This is a genomic window from Streptococcus pseudopneumoniae, from assembly GCF_001072665.1.
Classification (GTDB): Bacteria; Bacillota; Bacilli; order Lactobacillales; family Streptococcaceae; genus Streptococcus; species Streptococcus pseudopneumoniae_S.
In genome coordinates this window covers 1-16,827 of the sequence record NZ_JVJI01000005.1, presented here as the reverse complement: position 1 = coordinate 16,827, position 16,827 = coordinate 1, and the positions used below count along the sequence as shown (strand labels likewise).

The window sequence follows — 16,827 nt, the reverse complement described above, 5'->3', positions numbered from 1 at the left end:
ATTTTTATGGACATTTATATTAAGAAAGCTATTATCCATCAGTTCAGTCCGGATGATACCGAGCTGCTCCTAGCGGATAAGTTTCTCAATATCACTCCAAAAATCGAGGAATACCTACGTAAAAAAATTGAACGTGTGTATTCAGATGAAGCCAAGACTGGGATTTTCGAAGAAGAAAATCCCTTCTTCAATCACATCACAGACGATTTGTTGGAGACATCAGTAACGCTGGCTAATCTCTGGAAAGAGGAGTTCGGCATTTCAGAAAATCTCAAGACCAATGACTTGATTTTTGTGCAATTTTCTAAAGAAGGTGTAGAACATTTCGCTTTCTTGCGAATTGCTCTGCGGGAGACCTTGACCCACCTCGGAGGAGAAGTTGATAATCCAATCAAGCTAACTCAGAATAACTTGCCTGGATTTGGAACGGGTGCTGATGAGGCCTTAGTGGTTAATCTTCAGAGCCGCAAGTACCATCTGATTGAAAAACGAATCAAGTATAACGGGACTTTTTTGAACTATTTTTCAGATAATCTTCTTGCCGTTGCCCCTAAGATTTCACCAAAGAAATCTATCAAAGAACTAGAAAAAACGGCTCAGAGAATTGCTGAATCTTTTAATACAGATGATTTTCAATTTCAATCAAAGGTCAAATCAGCGATTTTCAACAACTTAGAAGAAAGCAATGAATTGTCACCAGAAAAATTGGCAAACGACCTTTTTGACAATAATCTGACGGCTCGTTTGAGCTTTATTGATCAAGTAAAGGAAGCTGTACCAGAGCCTGTTCAATTTGATGAAATTGATGCCAGTCGTCAGCTTAAAAAATTTGAAAACCAAAAACTTTCCTTGTCAAATGGAATTGAGCTCATCGTTCCCAATAACGTCTATCAAGACGCCGAGTCTGTTGAGTTTATCCAAAATGATAATGGAACCTACTCTATCTTAATCAAAAATATCGAGGATATCCAAAGTAAATAATGTTTAAACGAATTCGAAGAGTGCTTGTACTAGCAGTCTTCCTTTTTGCGGGCTATAAAGCTTACCGCGTTCACCAGGATGTCAAGCAAGTCATGACCTATCAACCCATGGTGCGAGAAATCTTGAGTGAAAAAGACACCCCAGCAAACGAAGAGCTTGTGCTCGCTATGATTTATACTGAAACAAAAGGAAAAGAAGGCGATGTTATGCAGTCTAGTGAATCTGCAAGTGGTTCCACCAACACTATCAATGATAATGCTTCTAGCATTCGGCAAGGTGTTCAAACTCTGACAGATAATCTCTATCTGGCCCAGAAGAAGGGGGTAGATGTCTGGACGGCTGTTCAAGCCTATAATTTTGGACCTGCCTATATCGATTTTATCGCCCAAAATGGTAAGGAAAACACCCTAGCACTGGCCAAACAGTACTCTCGTGATACTGTTGCTCCCTTGCTTGGTAACACCACTGGAAAGACTTATAGTTATATTCACCCCATTTCCATTTTTCATGGAGCCGAACTCTATGTAAATGGAGGAAACTATTATTATTCTAGACAGGTGCAACTCAACCTTTACATCATCAAATGTTTTACTCTCTTTTCGACATCTGGCTAGTCCAGGTGTTTTTGTTATAAGTTTTCTTTAAGATAGATATATTACTCTAGAAAGGTAAAGGAGGAAAATCCCTATGAGAAAGAAACTCTTTCTGACTAGTGCTGCGGTCTTGTGGGCAGTAACAGCTATGAATAGTGTCCATGCAGCAACTGATGTTCAAAAAGTCATCGATGAAACCTATGTTCAACCTGAATATGTCCTAGGTTCATCATTGTCTGAAGACCAAAAAAATCAAACCCTTAAAAAACTAGGCTACAATGCTTCAACAGACACCAAAGAACTCAAGACCATGACACCTGATGTCTATTCTAAGATTATGAATGTTGCCAATGACTCTAGCTTACAATTGTATTCATCAGCCAAGATTCAAAAGCTAGGTGACAAGTCGCCACTTGAGGTCAAGATTGAAACACCAGAAAACATCACTAAGGTGACGCAGGATATGTACCGCAATGCGGCCGTAACTTTGGGTGTGGAACACGCCAAAATTACTGTAGCAGCACCTATTCCAGTTACAGGTGAGAGTGCCTTAGCAGGGATTTACTATTCACTTGAAGCTAATGGAGCCAAGGTGCCACAAGCCAACAAAGATTTGGCTCAAGAAGAGTTGAAGGCTTTGTCCGATATCAATGCTGAAAACAAGGACAAGTCAGGCTATGATGCTAATAAATTAAATGTTGCCCTAGCCGATATCAAGTCAGGAATCGCCAAAGCTAAAGAAAGCAAGGGAAATCTGACGGAGGAAGATGTCCGTAAAATCGTTGAAGATACCTTAAAAAATTACAAACTTGATCAGGTTATAACAGGAAACCAGATCAATATCATCATCAATTTTGCTTTAAATCTCTCAAAAAGTGATATCCTCAGCAATGCAGACTTCACTAAAACCCTGAATGACCTTAAACAAAGCATTGTTTCACAAGCTGGCGATAGCTTTAAAAATATTAACCTTAACTTTGATGCGGATAAGGCGCTAGAGGACGGTGGTAACTTCTTAAGCTCCCTCTGGCAAGCCATTGTCAACTTCTTCAAGAGTTTTGGTTCTTAAGAAATTTCATGGTATAATAGATGGTAACCGTAACGTTGCCGTCTTTTTTGTCGGCCAATAGAAAGAGAAGAGAATGTTAAAGAAAAATGATATTGTAGAAGTTGAAATTGTTGACTTGACCCATGAAGGTGCAGGAGTTGCCAAGGTAGATGGTTTGGTATTTTTTGTTGAGAATGCTTTACCGAGTGAAAAAATCCTTATGCGTGTCCTCAAGGTCAATAAAAAGATTGGTTTTGGAAAAGTAGAAGAATACCTTGTCCAATCACCACACCGTAATCAAGATCTAGATTTGGCTTACCTGCGTTCAGGAATCGCGGATTTAGGTCATCTTGCCTATCCAGAACAGCTCAAATTTAAAACCAAGCAAGTTAAGGATAGTCTATATAAGATTGCTGGAATTGATGATATAGAGGTTGCTGAAACGCTTGGTATGGAAAATCCAATCAAGTACCGCAACAAGGCGCAGGTGCCTGTTCGTCGTGTTAATGGTGTCTTGGAAACAGGATTTTTCCGTAAGAATTCGCATGACCTCATGCCTCTAGAAGATTTCTTTATCCAAGATCCTGTCATTGACCAAGTTGTGGTAGTTCTTCGAGATTTGCTTCGTCGTTATGATTTGAAACCTTATGATGAAAAGGAACAAGCTGGCTTGATTCGAAATCTTGTGGTGCGTCGTGGACACTATTCTGGACAAATCATGGTTATCTTGGTTACAACTCGTCCCAAAGTTTTTCGTGTGGAGCAATTGATTGAACAACTAATCAAGCAGTTCCCAGAGATTGTGTCTGTCATGCAAAATATCAACGACCAAAATACCAATGCAATTTTTGGTAAGGAATGGCGTACGCTTTATGGTCAAGATTACATTACGGACCAAATGTTGGGAAATGATTTCCAAATCGCTGGTCCAGCCTTTTACCAAGTTAATACAGAAATGGCGGAAAAACTTTATCAAACAGCCATTGACTTTGCTGAATTAAAAGAAGATGATGTAGTCATTGATGCCTATTCTGGTATCGGGACGATTGGCCTCTCTGTTGCGAAACATGTCAAGGAAGTCTATGGTGTTGAAGTGATCCCAGAAGCGGTTGAGAATAGCAAGAAGAATGCCCAATTAAACAATATTTCAAACGCCCACTATGTCTGTGATACAGCCGAAAATGCCATGAAAAATTGGCTTAAAGATGGAATTCAACCAAGCCTTATCCTAGTGGACCCACCAAGAAAAGGACTCACAGAAAGCTTTATCAAGGCAAGTAGCCAAACAGGAGCTGACCGCATCGCCTATATCTCTTGTAATGTCGCAACCATGGCGCGTGATATAAAACTCTACCAAGAATTGGGATATGAGTTAAAGAAAATCCAGCCGGTGGATCTTTTTCCTCAAACGCATCACGTGGAGTGTGTAGTGTTGCTACAACGAAAAAAAGGGTGAAAATCCTTGATTTTAAGCTATTTTACAAGCATTTTGTCTTTGTAGATAAAGGCAATTTTGACGTCAAAAAAGTCCTAAAAAGGCACATAGATGTATATGTATTTGTAGATGTCGTTTGCGCATCGGAAAAATGAATACAACAATAAATATTTATCTAAAGAGAGAACAATTGTATATTGTTCTCCTTTTTTTATTTTCAGGAGGGAAAATGACAAAAGAACTACAATCATCACGCTATATTGTCATTTCATTTTTAGTACGTGAAATGGGAATTGACATTGTTGAAGCCATCTCTCTTATGGCTGAATTGGAAAAAAGTGGCTTGGTTAGATTGGAATCAAGTGGAGATTTAATACTCAAAGAACTTGGAGGAGCGCTATGAAACGAATTACCGCAAATCAATACCAAACTTCAGAACGGTATTATAAATTACCTAAAATTCTTTTTGAGGATGAGAAATATATGGATATGAAATTAGAAGTAAAGGTGGCTTATTCTATTTTAAAAGATCGTTTAGAATTATCTCTTAGTCGTGGTTGGATAGATGAAGAAGGGGCGGTTTATTTAGTATTTTCTAATTCTAAACTGATGAGGCTGTTAGGTTGTTCGAAGTCAAAACTACTATCAATCAAAAAAACTCTTAAAGAATATGACTTAATTGATGAAGTTCAACAGTCTTCAAGTGAGAAAGGAAGACTAGCTAATAAGATTTATTTAGGGGAGTTGTCTTCTACCCCAGTAGGTAATTCAAACAGGCCTAGTGTTAAAAAAAGACTAGGGCAGGTTGAAAATGAAACGTCCCCCGTCTCACATTCAGCCCCTAGTGAGACTGAAGTTAGTGAGACTAAATATAATGAGACTGATTCTTTATTTATTGAGGATGAGGAGGATAGGAATACTCAACCTATTTTAAAAAGAAAAGTAGAAAAGGTCACAAAATATGATCGAGAGTATATTTGGGGATTGGTACAAGATCAATTTAGACGAGAGGGTTTTTCTGAAACAGCCAGTGAAATTGCTATGACTGATTTTGAGAGAATCTATCAGTATGCTCTTGACAATGTTCGCTTTGTTAGACGAGCGGAAGTTTTGGCTGAATTTGTGTTTAACGGCTTGTATTCTGTTTGGAATAACCGTGTTAGAAAAGGAGGTGGTTAAATGTCGCCAATCGAGTGGATATTAGTTATGCTCATTGTCATTTCAAGTGGTGTGACTATTTGGACATTGATAGTCGATCAGAAAGGGGTGATAAAGAAATGAGATTTATTGATTTATTTTCAGGTATAGGTGGATTTCGACTTGGAATGGAAAGTGTCGGACACGAGTGTATTGGATTTTGTGAGATTGATAAATTTGCTAGAGAATCTTATAAGTCCATTTTTCAAACGGAAGGAGAAATAGAATTTCATGACATACGAGATGTTTCAGACGACGAATTTAAAAAACTTAGAGGGAAAGTCGATGTCATCTGTGGGGGATTCCCTTGTCAAGCATTTTCAATCGCAGGAAGACGATTGGGATTTGAAGATACTAGAGGAACTTTGTTCTTTGAAATTGCTCGGGCGGCCAAACAAATCCAACCACGTTTTCTTTTTCTTGAAAATGTTAAAGGCCTACTCAATCACGATAAGGGACGGACGTTCACCACAATCCTTACCACGCTTGATGAGTTGGGGTTTGATGTTGAGTGGCAGGTGCTTAACAGTAAGGATTTTGGCGTTCCCCAAAACAGAGAGAGGGTGTTTATTATCGGACATTCTAGAAAGAAAGGTACCAGACTCCTATTTCCTTTCAGACGAGAAGGTCAAGCAACTAACTCTGAGACTTTGAAAGAACTAGGGAATTTAAATCCATCAAGAAGTGGAATGAGTGGTAAAGTCTATTATTCAGAAGGTCTTGCGCCAACTTTAGTTCGTGGAAAAGGAGAAGGATTTAAGGTTGCGATTCCTTGTATGACACCAGATAGATTAGAAAAAAGACAAAATGGTAGACGTTTCAAGGATAATCAAGAGCCAATGTTTACTTTAAATACTCAGGATCGCCATGGTATTGTCGTTGTTGGAGATTTACCAACTAGCTTTAAGGAAACTGGTCGCGTCTATGGAAGTGAGGGGCTATCTCCAACACTGACTACGATGCAAGGTGGAGATAAAATCCCCAAAATACTGATTCCAGAACCAATCCAATTTCTAAAAGTCCGAGAGGCAACGAAAAAAGGATATGCTCAAGCAGAAATAGGAGATTCAATCAATTTGGAAAGACCAAGTTCTCAGTATCGTCGTGGTAGAGTTGGAAAAGGTATAGCGAATACGTTAACAACTAGTGGTCAAATGGGAGTAGTAGTGGCTAGCTATGAAGGAGAAGATAAGCAAGTTTACCATGTTGCTGGTATTTTAATAAATGGACAATTTTACCGTCTGAGAATACGACGAATCACTCCTAAAGAGTGTTTTCGCTTGCAGGGTTTTCCTGATTGGGCTTTTGAAGCTGCTAGAAAAGTCTCTAGTAATAGTCAGCTTTATAAACAAGCTGGTAATAGTGTAACCGTTCCTGTGATTGCCGCAATCGCACAGAAATTAAAAGAAATAGAGGAAAAAGATGAAAGCTTTAAATAAAGAGTCAATACTAGATTGTGACGAATTAGAAACAGAATTACATGATGCAGAAATCAAACAGCTGGATGAACAAATATTTTTAATGCCCAATTATCCATGTGAGTTTGAAGTGAAATTTTTAGATGATTACCATAAAAAACATAATTACCCACTATTTTATGAATCCTATCTTCAAAACATTATGGAATTCCTTGAAAGTCAGGATATAAAGAACGGAGCTGATGCTTTTGTAGATGATAATCAGAATCTTGTTTTTGTTTTATATGGGCAAGGCTATCGAGCCGAGGGAAAAGAGGGAATACTTACAACCCAAGTAACTGTAAAAGCTTATGATGAAGACAAGAAACCGATTAACTTCTCCAATTTATTAGATTCCTTAATCGTCTCAGAATATCAAATGGAACCGAATCTTTGGGAGGTCTCCCATGATTGATCTCTATCTAAGTAAAAATAACCATAGAAATCAACTTCTTTTAGAATTCTTCCAAAACTATGGCATTGAGGTATCCTGTCATTCGATTTCTGAAATGACAAGAGATAAATTAATTGAGCTGATGAGCTATTCTTCAGATTGTTTTGAGTTTTTATCTCCAAATTTATTACGTTTTAAGAATCGAGATAACCTAAAATTAACAGATTTCATCGAAATGATATTAAAAAATCCTGAACTAACCATCAGACTTCCTCTTGCGGTTTCAAATAAGCGAGTTTATCCAAATCTGAATTTGGAGGAGGCTAGAGCTTTATTGCCAAGAGATACGAAACAATTGATTTACATGGCACAAACACATTATTTATCTAACTAAAGGAGAAGAAATATGGCTGAACGATTTTGGGAGAACTTGTCCATTATTTTGGCTGAAAGAAATATCAGCTGGATTGAGTTAACCAGAAAAATGTTTGCGGGAGAGTTTCACTATCCAAGTGAATTGAATCGTTTGTATCAAAAGATTCGTCACTACAAGATGGAACAACGAATGCCTCAAAGTCCATGGGTAGAAAGGATTGTGCAGGTATTAGATTTAGATTATGAAGATTTATTTCGGAGGTAATTATGAAAAGAATAATTCCAGTTTATATATTCCAACAAGTAAATGTCCTATTGGTTTCCTTATACTTACTGAAATTTCTTTGTATCGGTGAGTTAACTATACTACAGATTCTCTATGGTGCGTCACTCATTTCTTTTTTATGGATGTATGGTCAACGAAAACAAGTGGTCAAGGTCAATATGAAAACTAGGATGAAATGGCTTGGAATTGGATTCGTTAGCCTACTGATTATAAGTCTATGTTTTAGCTTAATCCATGCTCAAGGAAGCACGAATCAAGCAAACTTAATTGGGCTTCAACATCAAGTTCCTTGGTTTTCATTTTTATTGTTCTTAATCAATGCGAGTATGGTTGAAGAATTTCTGTATCGAGAAATTTTATGGAACTTGGTCAAAAAATTAGATATCAGAATTGCGTTGACAAGTGTTTTGTTCGCTTTAGCTCATCATCCAGGAACCATTCTAGCTTGGTGTTTGTATGTTTCATTGGGAATGTTTTTAGGGATGGTACGCTATAAATCGGACTTATGGGGCAGTATGGGGCTACATTTGGTGTGGAACCTACTAGTTTATAGTTTGTTGCTTTTTTAGACCAAATTAGCTTGTTTTAGGGAAATGAAATGCTAACGTTATGTAACAATGTTAGTCTTTTATTTCAAAATCTTTGTTTAGTATGAATTTAGCTCTACAGAAAAATAAAAAATGTGATAAAAATTTCAACTACTCTTATCTATAATAAAGCTACCTGTTCTTTGAAAATTGAATCCACTCCGTCTTGATTAGCGTGCCTGTGTAAGTAGGGACTGAGAGTATTTCCCTGTGAAGGGCAACTGGCACAAGACGTGTGTGAGAATTTTCTAACAGACACGGAGTTTATCGTTACCAGACTTAAACGATGCGACAAACTAGATAAAGGAGTTAATCATGAAGGTAGTAAACTTGTATGATTTGAAACAAATGGGAAATAAAGGTGGTTGTACCATCCAATTGATTCATCACTTTCCTTTTGGTATGGGCTTAGGACATCTCAAAAAAGACTACATTGAATTTAAACGTGTTGGTATCATTGATGGAAAAGCAGTAGAAGTTACTCTTCGAGAACCTTATTCGAGAGATCTACTGCAGGTTGTCAAGTCAATTAAGCAACGTCAAAAATTGATAGCTTATCGTTATAAAGAAGGAAAGCTGCTATTTGTGAAGAAGGAGGCCTCGGATGTCCTCTGAACAACAGGAACGAATGGCAGTTCAATATGCGGAGCGTAGTCTTTTATTTACTGTCAAAAGTCTTTTAAAGATTCTAGAATGGTCTAGACGTCAGGCTTTAGCACAGGATTCCGCCTATAAGATAGGGGTGCAGAAATTAGAAGAATTGCTACAATCTCCTTATTCGATTGATACGATTAATCTGAAAAAAGATTTTTTAGACAAACCAATTGATATAGAGAAATTTAAATCTTTTTTAGAAAAAGAAGAGATTCCTTTAGCCATCGCTTGGCAAGGGGATTCTCTACATTTCTACACGAAAGACCGTTCGATTCTAGACAATCATTTAGAACATCTGTTAGAAAAAATGGTTAATGATCCGGAGAAATTAGCTGATTTTACCATGGATAAGTCAATAGACGATGCAATTGATGAGGCTAAATCCCAAATTACCTTTAGACAAGAAGGAGCCGTCAAACAGAAAGAGATGGTGAGATGATGTACAGTGGAAAGAAATTCCTACTATTCTCACTGTTAGGTATCTTACTAGGCTATCTTTTTCATCGTTTGACGCTTTTGTATGATTCCTATACTGGAAATACCTTAGATAAATGGACTCATCTTCTGATGGAAGGTCAAGATGAAGTTCTTCAGTCGCCATGGAATGTTTCCTTTACTGGAAAATCAAGTGCTTTTTTTCTACTAGGCTTTGTGATGATGTTGCTGGTTTATCTCTATCTAGAGACTGGTAAAAAACAATATCGAGAAGGAGTAGAATACGGGAGCGCCCGTTTTGGAACTCTAAAAGAAAAGAAGCTCTTTTACGGTAAGGAATTTTCTCATGATACGATCTTAGCCCAAGATGTTCGTCTAACTTTGTTAGATAAAAAGCCACCCCAATATGATAGAAATAAAAATATTGCGGTGATAGGAGGTTCAGGAAGTGGAAAGACCTTTCGCTTTGTGAAACCCAATCTGATTCAGATGAATAGTTCAAATATTGTCGTGGATCCTAAAGATCACTTGGCCGAAAAAACAGGCAAACTCTTTTTAGAACATGGCTACCAAGTAAAGGTGCTAGATTTAGTCAATATGAAGAACTCAGATGGCTTCAATCCTTTTCGCTATATAGAAACAGAAAATGATTTGAATCGCATGCTGACGGTTTATTTCAATAACACCAAAGGCTCTGGCTCTCGTAGTGATCCATTTTGGGATGAAGCTTCTATGACTTTGGTACGAGCTTTAGCCTCTTACTTGGTCGATTTCTATAATCCACCTAAAACAAGAGAACAGCTCATTGAAGAGAGTCGTTTGAGTCAAACAGAATACCAAAACTTGTTGAAACGTCAAAAAAAAGAAGTGGAAGAGCGAAAAAAACGAGGGCGTTATCCAAGTTTTGCTGAAATCTCAAAACTCATTAAACACTTATCCAAAGGTGAGAATCAAGAAAAAAGTGTCTTAGAAATTCTATTTGAAAATTATGCTAAAAAGTATGGGACTGACAATTTTACCATGCGAAATTGGGCAGATTTTCAAAATTATAAAGATAAGACTCTGGATTCTGTTATAGCTGTAACCACTGCTAAATTTGCCCTCTTCAATATTCAAAGTGTCATGGATTTGACCAAAAGAGATACCCTTGATATGAAGACATGGGGGAAGGAAAAATCAATGGTTTACTTAGTTATCCCAGATAACGATAGTACCTTTCGCTTTCTTTCAGCCCTCTTTTTTTCAACCGTATTTCAAACCCTAACAAGACAAGCAGATATTGATTTTAAGGGTCAATTGCCTCTTCATGTGAGAGTTTACTTAGATGAGTTCGCAAATATCGGAGAAATCCCAGATTTTGCTGAACAAACCTCAACAGTTCGTTCTCGTAATATGAGTCTCGTTCCTATTCTACAAAATATTGCCCAACTTCAAGGACTCTATAAAGAAAAAGAAGCTTGGAAAACCATTTTGGGGAACTGTGATAGCTTAGTCTATTTAGGTGGTAATGATGAAGATACCTTTAAATTTATGAGTGGCTTACTCGGTAAACAAACCATTGATGTTCGAAATACGAGTCGTTCCTTTGGCCAGACAGGTTCAGGATCCCTTTCTCATCAAAAGATTGCTCGTGATTTAATGACACCTGACGAAGTCGGAAATATGAAACGGCATGAATGCTTGGTTCGAATTGCTAATATGCCAGTCTTTAAAAGCAAAAAATACAATTCCATCAAGCATCCAAACTGGAAGTACCTAGCCAATCAAGAAACCGATGAACGGTGGTGGAACTATCAAATCAATCCTTTGAATCAAAGTCAAGAAAATCATCTTGAAGGCCTTAGAATTCGTGATTTAACTTTTGAATCTAGTTTAAAATAAAAATAGAAAAGAGGAAATAGATGATTACGCATTTTAAAGGTTTTGTTTATGGAGTAGACGCAAGTGCTATGTTTGCACAAGCTATGTCTTTGTTACAGAAGGGATTGATTGCGGTTGGTGCCTTTCTTGTTGTTGTGGGGATTGTCAATCTTGCAACCAACATTAAAGATGGTGGCCCAGGTGTTCGGAATGCCATTCTTGAAATTGTCGGTGGTGTTATGGTCGGGGCTGCTGGAGCCTTTGTAACTCAAATTTCAATTTAGGAGGATAAACAATGACATGAATCTTAGTTTAGTCTCACCCTTTGTTTACCTTGCATCTGAAAAAATATCAGCTGAAAATTTATTTGAAGGATTTAATGTGGATTTACAATCTACGGTAGATCTGATTAAATCTCTATCTAGCTACAATCCAACAGTATGGACTTATATGTCTAGTATTACTAAAAGTGTCATGCAGCCTCTTGGAGTTGCGATTTTATCAGTTGTTCTCATCTTAGAATTTTCAAAGATGGCAAAGAAGATTGCTAACTCAGGAGGAGCGATGACCTTTGAAGCATTAGCGCCGATGTTGATTAGTTATATTATGGTCGCAGTTGTAATTACCAACACTACCGTCATTGTAGAAGCCATCATCGGGATTGCGAGTCATGCCATTGAACAAGTGGCCTCGATTGTGGCTCACGGTGGGGCAAAGTATGATACAATCTCTGGATTAAAAGGGTCAGGATTTATTGGCCGGATGATTGTGGGCTTTTTCGCCCTCCTTATCTGGCTAGTTCGGATAGTAAGTGCAGCCATGGTTAATCTTTTGGTATCTATTCGATTTATTCAACTCTACCTTATGATCCCATTTGCCCCTCTTACGATTCCAACATTTTTAAGTGATGAATGGAAGTCTATTGGTATAGGCTATTTAAAAAATATTATGGTCTATGCGGTACAAGGGGTTCTTATTTTTCTGATTGTTTCTCTTGTTCCTTTATTTGAATCTGCTGGGAAAATAGCTGTTTCAAATGGTGCAGGAGTCCTGCAATCTCTTGCGATTATGTTTGGTAGTTTGGTACAAGCTATCTTACTGATTATTGCCCTCGTTGGTTCTCAACGTACGGCTCGCTCAATCTTAGGTATGTAATTAGATAAAGGCTAGGAAGTGAATGCTTCTTAGCCTTTTTAGAAAGGAAAGTCATGAATACACGTGTCTTTAAAGACATCTCAAAATACCAACACAGGGCTTGGTTAGGTTTTACCACAAGGCAAATCATATTTGTTTTACCAGCCTTTATTGTCACAATTATTGTTTTGGGCTTGAATCTCTTTTTCTGGCAATTTGGAGATTGGTTTGTTTACGGTTTTGTGTTTGCTTTTACCATCCCTCTCATGCTTTTTGGAGTCTATAAACCCAATGATTTATATTTTGAACATTATTTGAAATACCGTCTTCATTTTGAATTAACGGTTCCCCTACGCACAATTACAGGAAAGAAAGGACCTGAACATGAAAAGAAAATCAAATACATTAAAGAAACAAAAAACTTCAATGACTAATAAAAAGGAAGAAGTTAAAGGAAAAAAAGAGGAAGTGTTACCCTCTACAGCGAATAGCCTTGCCTATCAAGCCCTGTACCAAAATGGTCTAATGCAGGTAAAAGAAGATTATTTCTCACAAAGCTACTTACTTGGGGACGTCAATTACCAAACTGTTGGTTTAGAAGATAAGGGCGCAATCATTGAGAAGTATTCTGATTTGATTAACTCTTTAGACGACCAAACCAACTTCCAATTGACTATCTTTAACAAAAGATTGAATTTAGAAAAATTCAGACAAAGTGTTTTGTATGAGGAAAAAGAAGATGGGTATGATACCTATCGTAAAGAATTGAATCGGATGATGAATCAGAATTTAGACAGTGGCGAAAATAACTTTTCGGCTGTTAAACTGATTAGCTTTGGTAGAAAGGATTCTAATCCCAAACAAGCCTATCGTTCCTTGTCCCAAATAGGAGAATATTTCAAGAGTGGTTTCTCAGAAATTGATGCACGTTTTGAATCCTTGGCTGGAGAAGACCGTGTCAACTTGTTGGCCGATATGCTTAGAGGAGAACACCATCTTCCGTTTTCTTACCGTGATTTAACCAGATCTGGTCAGACAACTCGTCACTTCATAGCACCTAATCTCTTGGATTTTAAAAACAAGAATTACCTACAAATCAATGACCGCTTATTACAGATTGTCTATGTGAGAGACTATGGTATGGAATTAGGGGATCAGTTTATTCGAGACCTCATGCAAGGAGATTTGGAATTGATTGTGAGCCTCCATGCTCAAAGTTCGACCAAGGCAGATGCCATGAAGAAACTAAGAACAAAGAAGACCTTGATGGAATCCCAAAAGATTGGGGAACAACAAAAACTTGCTCGTACAGGTATTTATTTGGAAAAAGTAGGCCATGTATTAGAAAGCAATATCGATGAAGCTGAGGAACTCTTAAAAACCATGACTGAGACAGGAGATAAACTATTTCAAACGGTCTTCTTGATTGGTGTTTTTGGTCAGGATGAAGAAGAACTCAAACAAGCACTAGACACGATTCAACAAGTGGCAGGCTCAAATGATCTAATGATTGATAAACTTCCATATATGCAAGAAGCAGCCTTTAATAGTTTGCTGCCATTTGGTTGTGATTTTTTAGAGGGAGTATCACGTAGTTTATTAACATCTAATGTAGCAGTGAACTCTCCTTGGACTTCAGTAGACTTACAAGACCGTAGTGGGAAATATTACGGTATCAATCAAATATCAAGTAATATTATTACCATTGATCGAAGCCTATTAAATACACCGTCTGGTCTGATTTTAGGAACATCTGGAGCTGGGAAAGGGATGGCAACCAAGCATGAAATTATCACGACCAAAATCAAGGAATCTGGTGAAAATACTGAAATTATCATCGTGGATCCAGAAGCAGAATACAGTGTCATTGGACGAGCTTTTGGTGGAGAAATGATTGATATTGCGCCCGATTCCCAAACTTATCTCAATGTCCTTGACTTGTCTGAGGAAAATATGGATGAAGATCCTGTAAAGGTAAAATCAGAATTTCTTTTATCCTTTATCGGCAAGTTATTGGATAGAAAAATGGATGGAAGAGAAAAATCGATTATCGACCGAGTTACCAGACTCACATATCAGTCATTTAAAGAGCCTTCTTTGGAAGAATGGGTCTTTGTCTTGAGCCAACAACCAGAAGAAGAAGCGCAGAACTTAGCACTTGATATGGAACTGTATGTCGAAGGTTCTCTTGATATTTTTTCTCATAAGACCAATATTCAGACAGGATCTAATTTCTTAATCTATAATGTTAAAAAGTTAGGAGATGAGCTGAAACAAATCGCTCTTATGGTTGTTTTTGATCAGATATGGAATCGTGTCGTTCGGAATCAAAAATTAGGGAAGAAGACCTGGATTTATTTTGATGAAATGCAACTTCTTTTACTAGATAAATATGCCAGTGATTTCTTCTTTAAATTGTGGAGTCGTGTCAGAAAATATGGAGCCAGTCCGACTGGAATAACTCAAAATGTCGAAACCTTATTGTTAGATCCAAATGGTAGACGGATTATTGCCAATAGTGAATTTATGATTCTCCTAAAGCAAGCAAAAAATGACCGAGAAGAACTGGTTCAACTCTTAGGCTTGTCAAAAGAACTCGAAAAATACTTAGTCAATCCAGAAAAAGGGGCAGGACTAATAAAAGCTGGTTCAGTTGTCGTTCCCTTTAAAAATAAGATTCCTCAAGGTACACAATTGTTTGATATCATGAGTACAGATCCTGATAAAATGGCTTCTAATTAAGGGGAAGGTAAATGAAGGATAAAAGAGAAATCATACGTGCCCGAAAGGCATTTAGAAGAAGTCTAAAAGATGAGAAGAAATTCTTGAAACAAGGAAAGAAGGAGGTGAGAAAACAGAAAAAAGATTCCTCTGTACTGGATGAAAAAGCATGGAAAAAAGAGATAAAAGAAAAGCTAGAGGAGATGAGAGAAGCTTCAAAGGAGAGAGTAAAACAAGCAAATGAAGACTACAATCATATTCTTCAAAATAGTCCTCCATCTCTTTTGAATCGCAAAGAATTAAGAGACAGACGGTTGCCTCATGCTAGGAAACGATTGAAAATAGCCAAGAAGCAATTTAGAGAAGCCAAGGTAGAAGCAAAAGAAGAAAGAAAAGAGAGTCGTAAAGAAAGAAAAACCAATCAAAAATTTCTCTACGGTCAGGAATCGAAACAAAAATCCAATTTTTTCTTTCAAGGGAAGAGTTTAGAAGAATTAAAAGCTAAGAAAGAAGTCAAGGCTGCTAAAGAAAATTTAAAATCTACTAAACAAGCCTATAAATCCAAAAAGGTTAGTAGGAAAGCCAAAACTTTCCTTTATGTCCTTGGACGTGAAGGTGGAGAGTTAGCTTCAGAATATGAAGATTTAGAAGGCTATCGCACACTTCAAGAGACTATTAGAAAAGGGAAACGCTACAGTCGGCTTTCTTATAATCTTGGAAAAGCTAGTGTCAAAACAGGACAAGCAACAGGTCGTTTTACCAAGAAAAGACTGACCAACACAAAAGAGCGATACCATCATTTTAAGGATGGAAAAGGATGGAAACTAGCGAAAGAGAATCCAAGTTCCTTTAAAAATCGGTATCGAAAATTAAAGAAACAAGGTCTTACAAGTGTCCGAAATATCTATCAAAAACTAAAAGCAGCCTTTTCCTTCTTTACATTTGCGACTGGAAATCCTGTAACCTGGATAGTTGGAGGAATAGTCTTTCTTCTTTTACTTATGATGAGCTTCTTTTTAGGATTTTCATCTGCTAGTTTGATTCAACAAGATGAATTTGAATTAACAAAAGCTTATACCCACCTAACTTGGGAAGATGCAGAACATACTCGCAAAAATGACAAAGGAATTACTTATTACACAAAAGTTGATGATGTGATGGGGTATATGAACTTTAAATTCCATGACTATGAGTTAAACAAACCAGTTCACTTATTTAGTTCAGAAACTTACAAGGATTATCTGTCTACTTTGTGGCATGATTTAAACGATGGGGAAGATTTGAAATCCATGCAAGACCTCTATGAAACTCCTAAGTATAAACTCTCGAAAGACGATCAAGAGGAAATAAAGGAACTAAAAGAAGAGGGTGTGTATGCTTCCATGCAGGAATTGGACAATCCATTTGAGGGGAAAAGTAACGAGGATAGTCTAACCATGACTTATCGTTATGGATACTATGATTTAGACGGAAAACCTACTCTTCAGGAGTACATTTTACTAGAAGCGAAGGCTCACCAAAGGATTGTCGCACCAATGGATGGTGTTGTATCTCTAGACGGAGATAATGTTATTCTCACTAACGGAAAAGGAGAGAATGAGAGTCGTTTAACCTTATATTCCATTCATAATGGCCGTGCGATTGAGGGGACAAGAGTTCTAACGGGTGAT

General features: G+C 37.4%; 18 protein-coding genes and 1 pseudogene. All 19 read left to right on the top strand.

The features are described from left to right. The first annotated feature begins 6 nt into the window (after window positions 1-6). Complete coding sequence (locus ADH52_RS00235) at window positions 7-981, top strand: nucleoid-associated protein (RefSeq protein ID WP_049509316.1); 975 nt, start codon at window positions 7-9, stop codon at window positions 979-981. Then, window positions 981-1,595, top strand: a complete 615-nt coding sequence (gene pmp23, locus ADH52_RS00230) for a cell wall hydrolase Pmp23 (RefSeq protein WP_023940692.1) — start codon at window positions 981-983, stop codon at window positions 1,593-1,595. Before ADH52_RS00235 ends, pmp23 begins: the two co-directional genes overlap by 1 nt. Window positions 1,596-1,668: 73 nt before the next feature. After that, entirely contained in the window at window positions 1,669-2,643 is a 975-nt protein-coding gene (locus ADH52_RS00225) for a DUF1002 domain-containing protein (protein ID WP_049509313.1), read from the top strand. A gap of 73 nt (window positions 2,644-2,716) precedes the next feature. Continuing rightward, the gene (gene rlmD, locus ADH52_RS00220) at window positions 2,717-4,078 is read left to right on the top strand and encodes a 23S rRNA (uracil(1939)-C(5))-methyltransferase RlmD (protein WP_049509310.1); all 1,362 of its coding nucleotides are present in this window, start codon (window positions 2,717-2,719) and stop codon (window positions 4,076-4,078) included. 208 nt (window positions 4,079-4,286) lie between these two features. Further along, window positions 4,287-4,460 carry a hypothetical protein gene (locus tag ADH52_RS11455; RefSeq protein ID WP_000159607.1) on the top strand — a complete coding sequence of 58 codons (174 nt, stop codon included), beginning with the start codon at window positions 4,287-4,289 and terminating at the stop codon, window positions 4,458-4,460. Then, complete coding sequence (locus ADH52_RS00215) at window positions 4,457-5,236, top strand: replication initiator protein A (protein WP_049509308.1); 780 nt, start codon at window positions 4,457-4,459, stop codon at window positions 5,234-5,236. The genes ADH52_RS11455 and ADH52_RS00215 overlap by 4 nt, the downstream gene beginning before the upstream one ends. 98 nt (window positions 5,237-5,334) lie before the next feature. Further along, a complete protein-coding gene (dcm, locus tag ADH52_RS00210; protein ID WP_049509306.1) occupies window positions 5,335-6,693 on the top strand; it encodes a DNA (cytosine-5-)-methyltransferase in 1,359 nt (452 codons plus the stop codon). Next, window positions 6,677-7,126 carry a hypothetical protein gene (locus ADH52_RS00205; protein WP_049509305.1) on the top strand — a complete coding sequence of 150 codons (450 nt, stop codon included), beginning with the start codon at window positions 6,677-6,679 and terminating at the stop codon, window positions 7,124-7,126. Before dcm ends, ADH52_RS00205 begins: the two co-directional genes overlap by 17 nt. Next, a complete protein-coding gene (locus tag ADH52_RS00200; RefSeq protein WP_042751130.1) occupies window positions 7,119-7,499 on the top strand; it encodes an arsenate reductase in 381 nt (126 codons plus the stop codon). The genes ADH52_RS00205 and ADH52_RS00200 overlap by 8 nt, the downstream gene beginning before the upstream one ends. 12 nt (window positions 7,500-7,511) lie before the next feature. After that, a complete protein-coding gene (locus ADH52_RS00195) occupies window positions 7,512-7,745 on the top strand; it encodes a hypothetical protein (protein ID WP_000840776.1) in 234 nt (77 codons plus the stop codon). Window positions 7,746-7,747: 2 nt separating this feature from the next. Next, on the top strand, window positions 7,748-8,335 hold the full coding sequence (locus ADH52_RS00190) for a CPBP family intramembrane glutamic endopeptidase (RefSeq protein ID WP_049509302.1): 588 nt from the start codon (window positions 7,748-7,750) through the stop codon (window positions 8,333-8,335). 333 nt (window positions 8,336-8,668) lie between these two features. Beyond that, the gene (locus ADH52_RS00185; protein ID WP_000869759.1) at window positions 8,669-8,968 is read left to right on the top strand and encodes a hypothetical protein; all 300 of its coding nucleotides are present in this window, start codon (window positions 8,669-8,671) and stop codon (window positions 8,966-8,968) included. After that, window positions 8,958-9,446: a hypothetical protein gene (locus tag ADH52_RS00180; RefSeq protein WP_049509300.1), complete on the top strand. Its 489-nt coding sequence runs from the start codon at window positions 8,958-8,960 to the stop codon at window positions 9,444-9,446. The genes ADH52_RS00185 and ADH52_RS00180 overlap by 11 nt, the downstream gene beginning before the upstream one ends. Next, entirely contained in the window at window positions 9,446-11,323 is a 1,878-nt protein-coding gene (locus tag ADH52_RS00175) for a VirD4-like conjugal transfer protein, CD1115 family (protein ID WP_049509343.1), read from the top strand. Before ADH52_RS00180 ends, ADH52_RS00175 begins: the two co-directional genes overlap by 1 nt. A gap of 20 nt (window positions 11,324-11,343) precedes the next feature. Beyond that, window positions 11,344-11,586, top strand: a complete 243-nt coding sequence (locus ADH52_RS00170; RefSeq protein ID WP_000627865.1) for a hypothetical protein — start codon at window positions 11,344-11,346, stop codon at window positions 11,584-11,586. A 16-nt stretch (window positions 11,587-11,602) separates the two neighbouring features. Further along, the gene (locus tag ADH52_RS00165) at window positions 11,603-12,457 is read left to right on the top strand and encodes a conjugal transfer protein TrbL (RefSeq protein ID WP_001054257.1); all 855 of its coding nucleotides are present in this window, start codon (window positions 11,603-11,605) and stop codon (window positions 12,455-12,457) included. Between the two features lie 53 nt (window positions 12,458-12,510). Next, window positions 12,511-12,870 (top strand): PrgI family protein, encoded by a 360-nt coding sequence (locus ADH52_RS00160; RefSeq protein ID WP_001097589.1) that lies wholly within the window; start codon window positions 12,511-12,513, stop codon window positions 12,868-12,870. Beyond that, window positions 12,821-15,178, top strand: a complete 2,358-nt coding sequence (locus ADH52_RS00155; protein ID WP_179209031.1) for a VirB4-like conjugal transfer ATPase, CD1110 family — start codon at window positions 12,821-12,823, stop codon at window positions 15,176-15,178. Before ADH52_RS00160 ends, ADH52_RS00155 begins: the two co-directional genes overlap by 50 nt. Window positions 15,179-15,189: 11 nt before the next feature. After that, window positions 15,190-16,827: pseudogene (locus tag ADH52_RS00150) on the top strand (CHAP domain-containing protein); the annotation flags it as partial.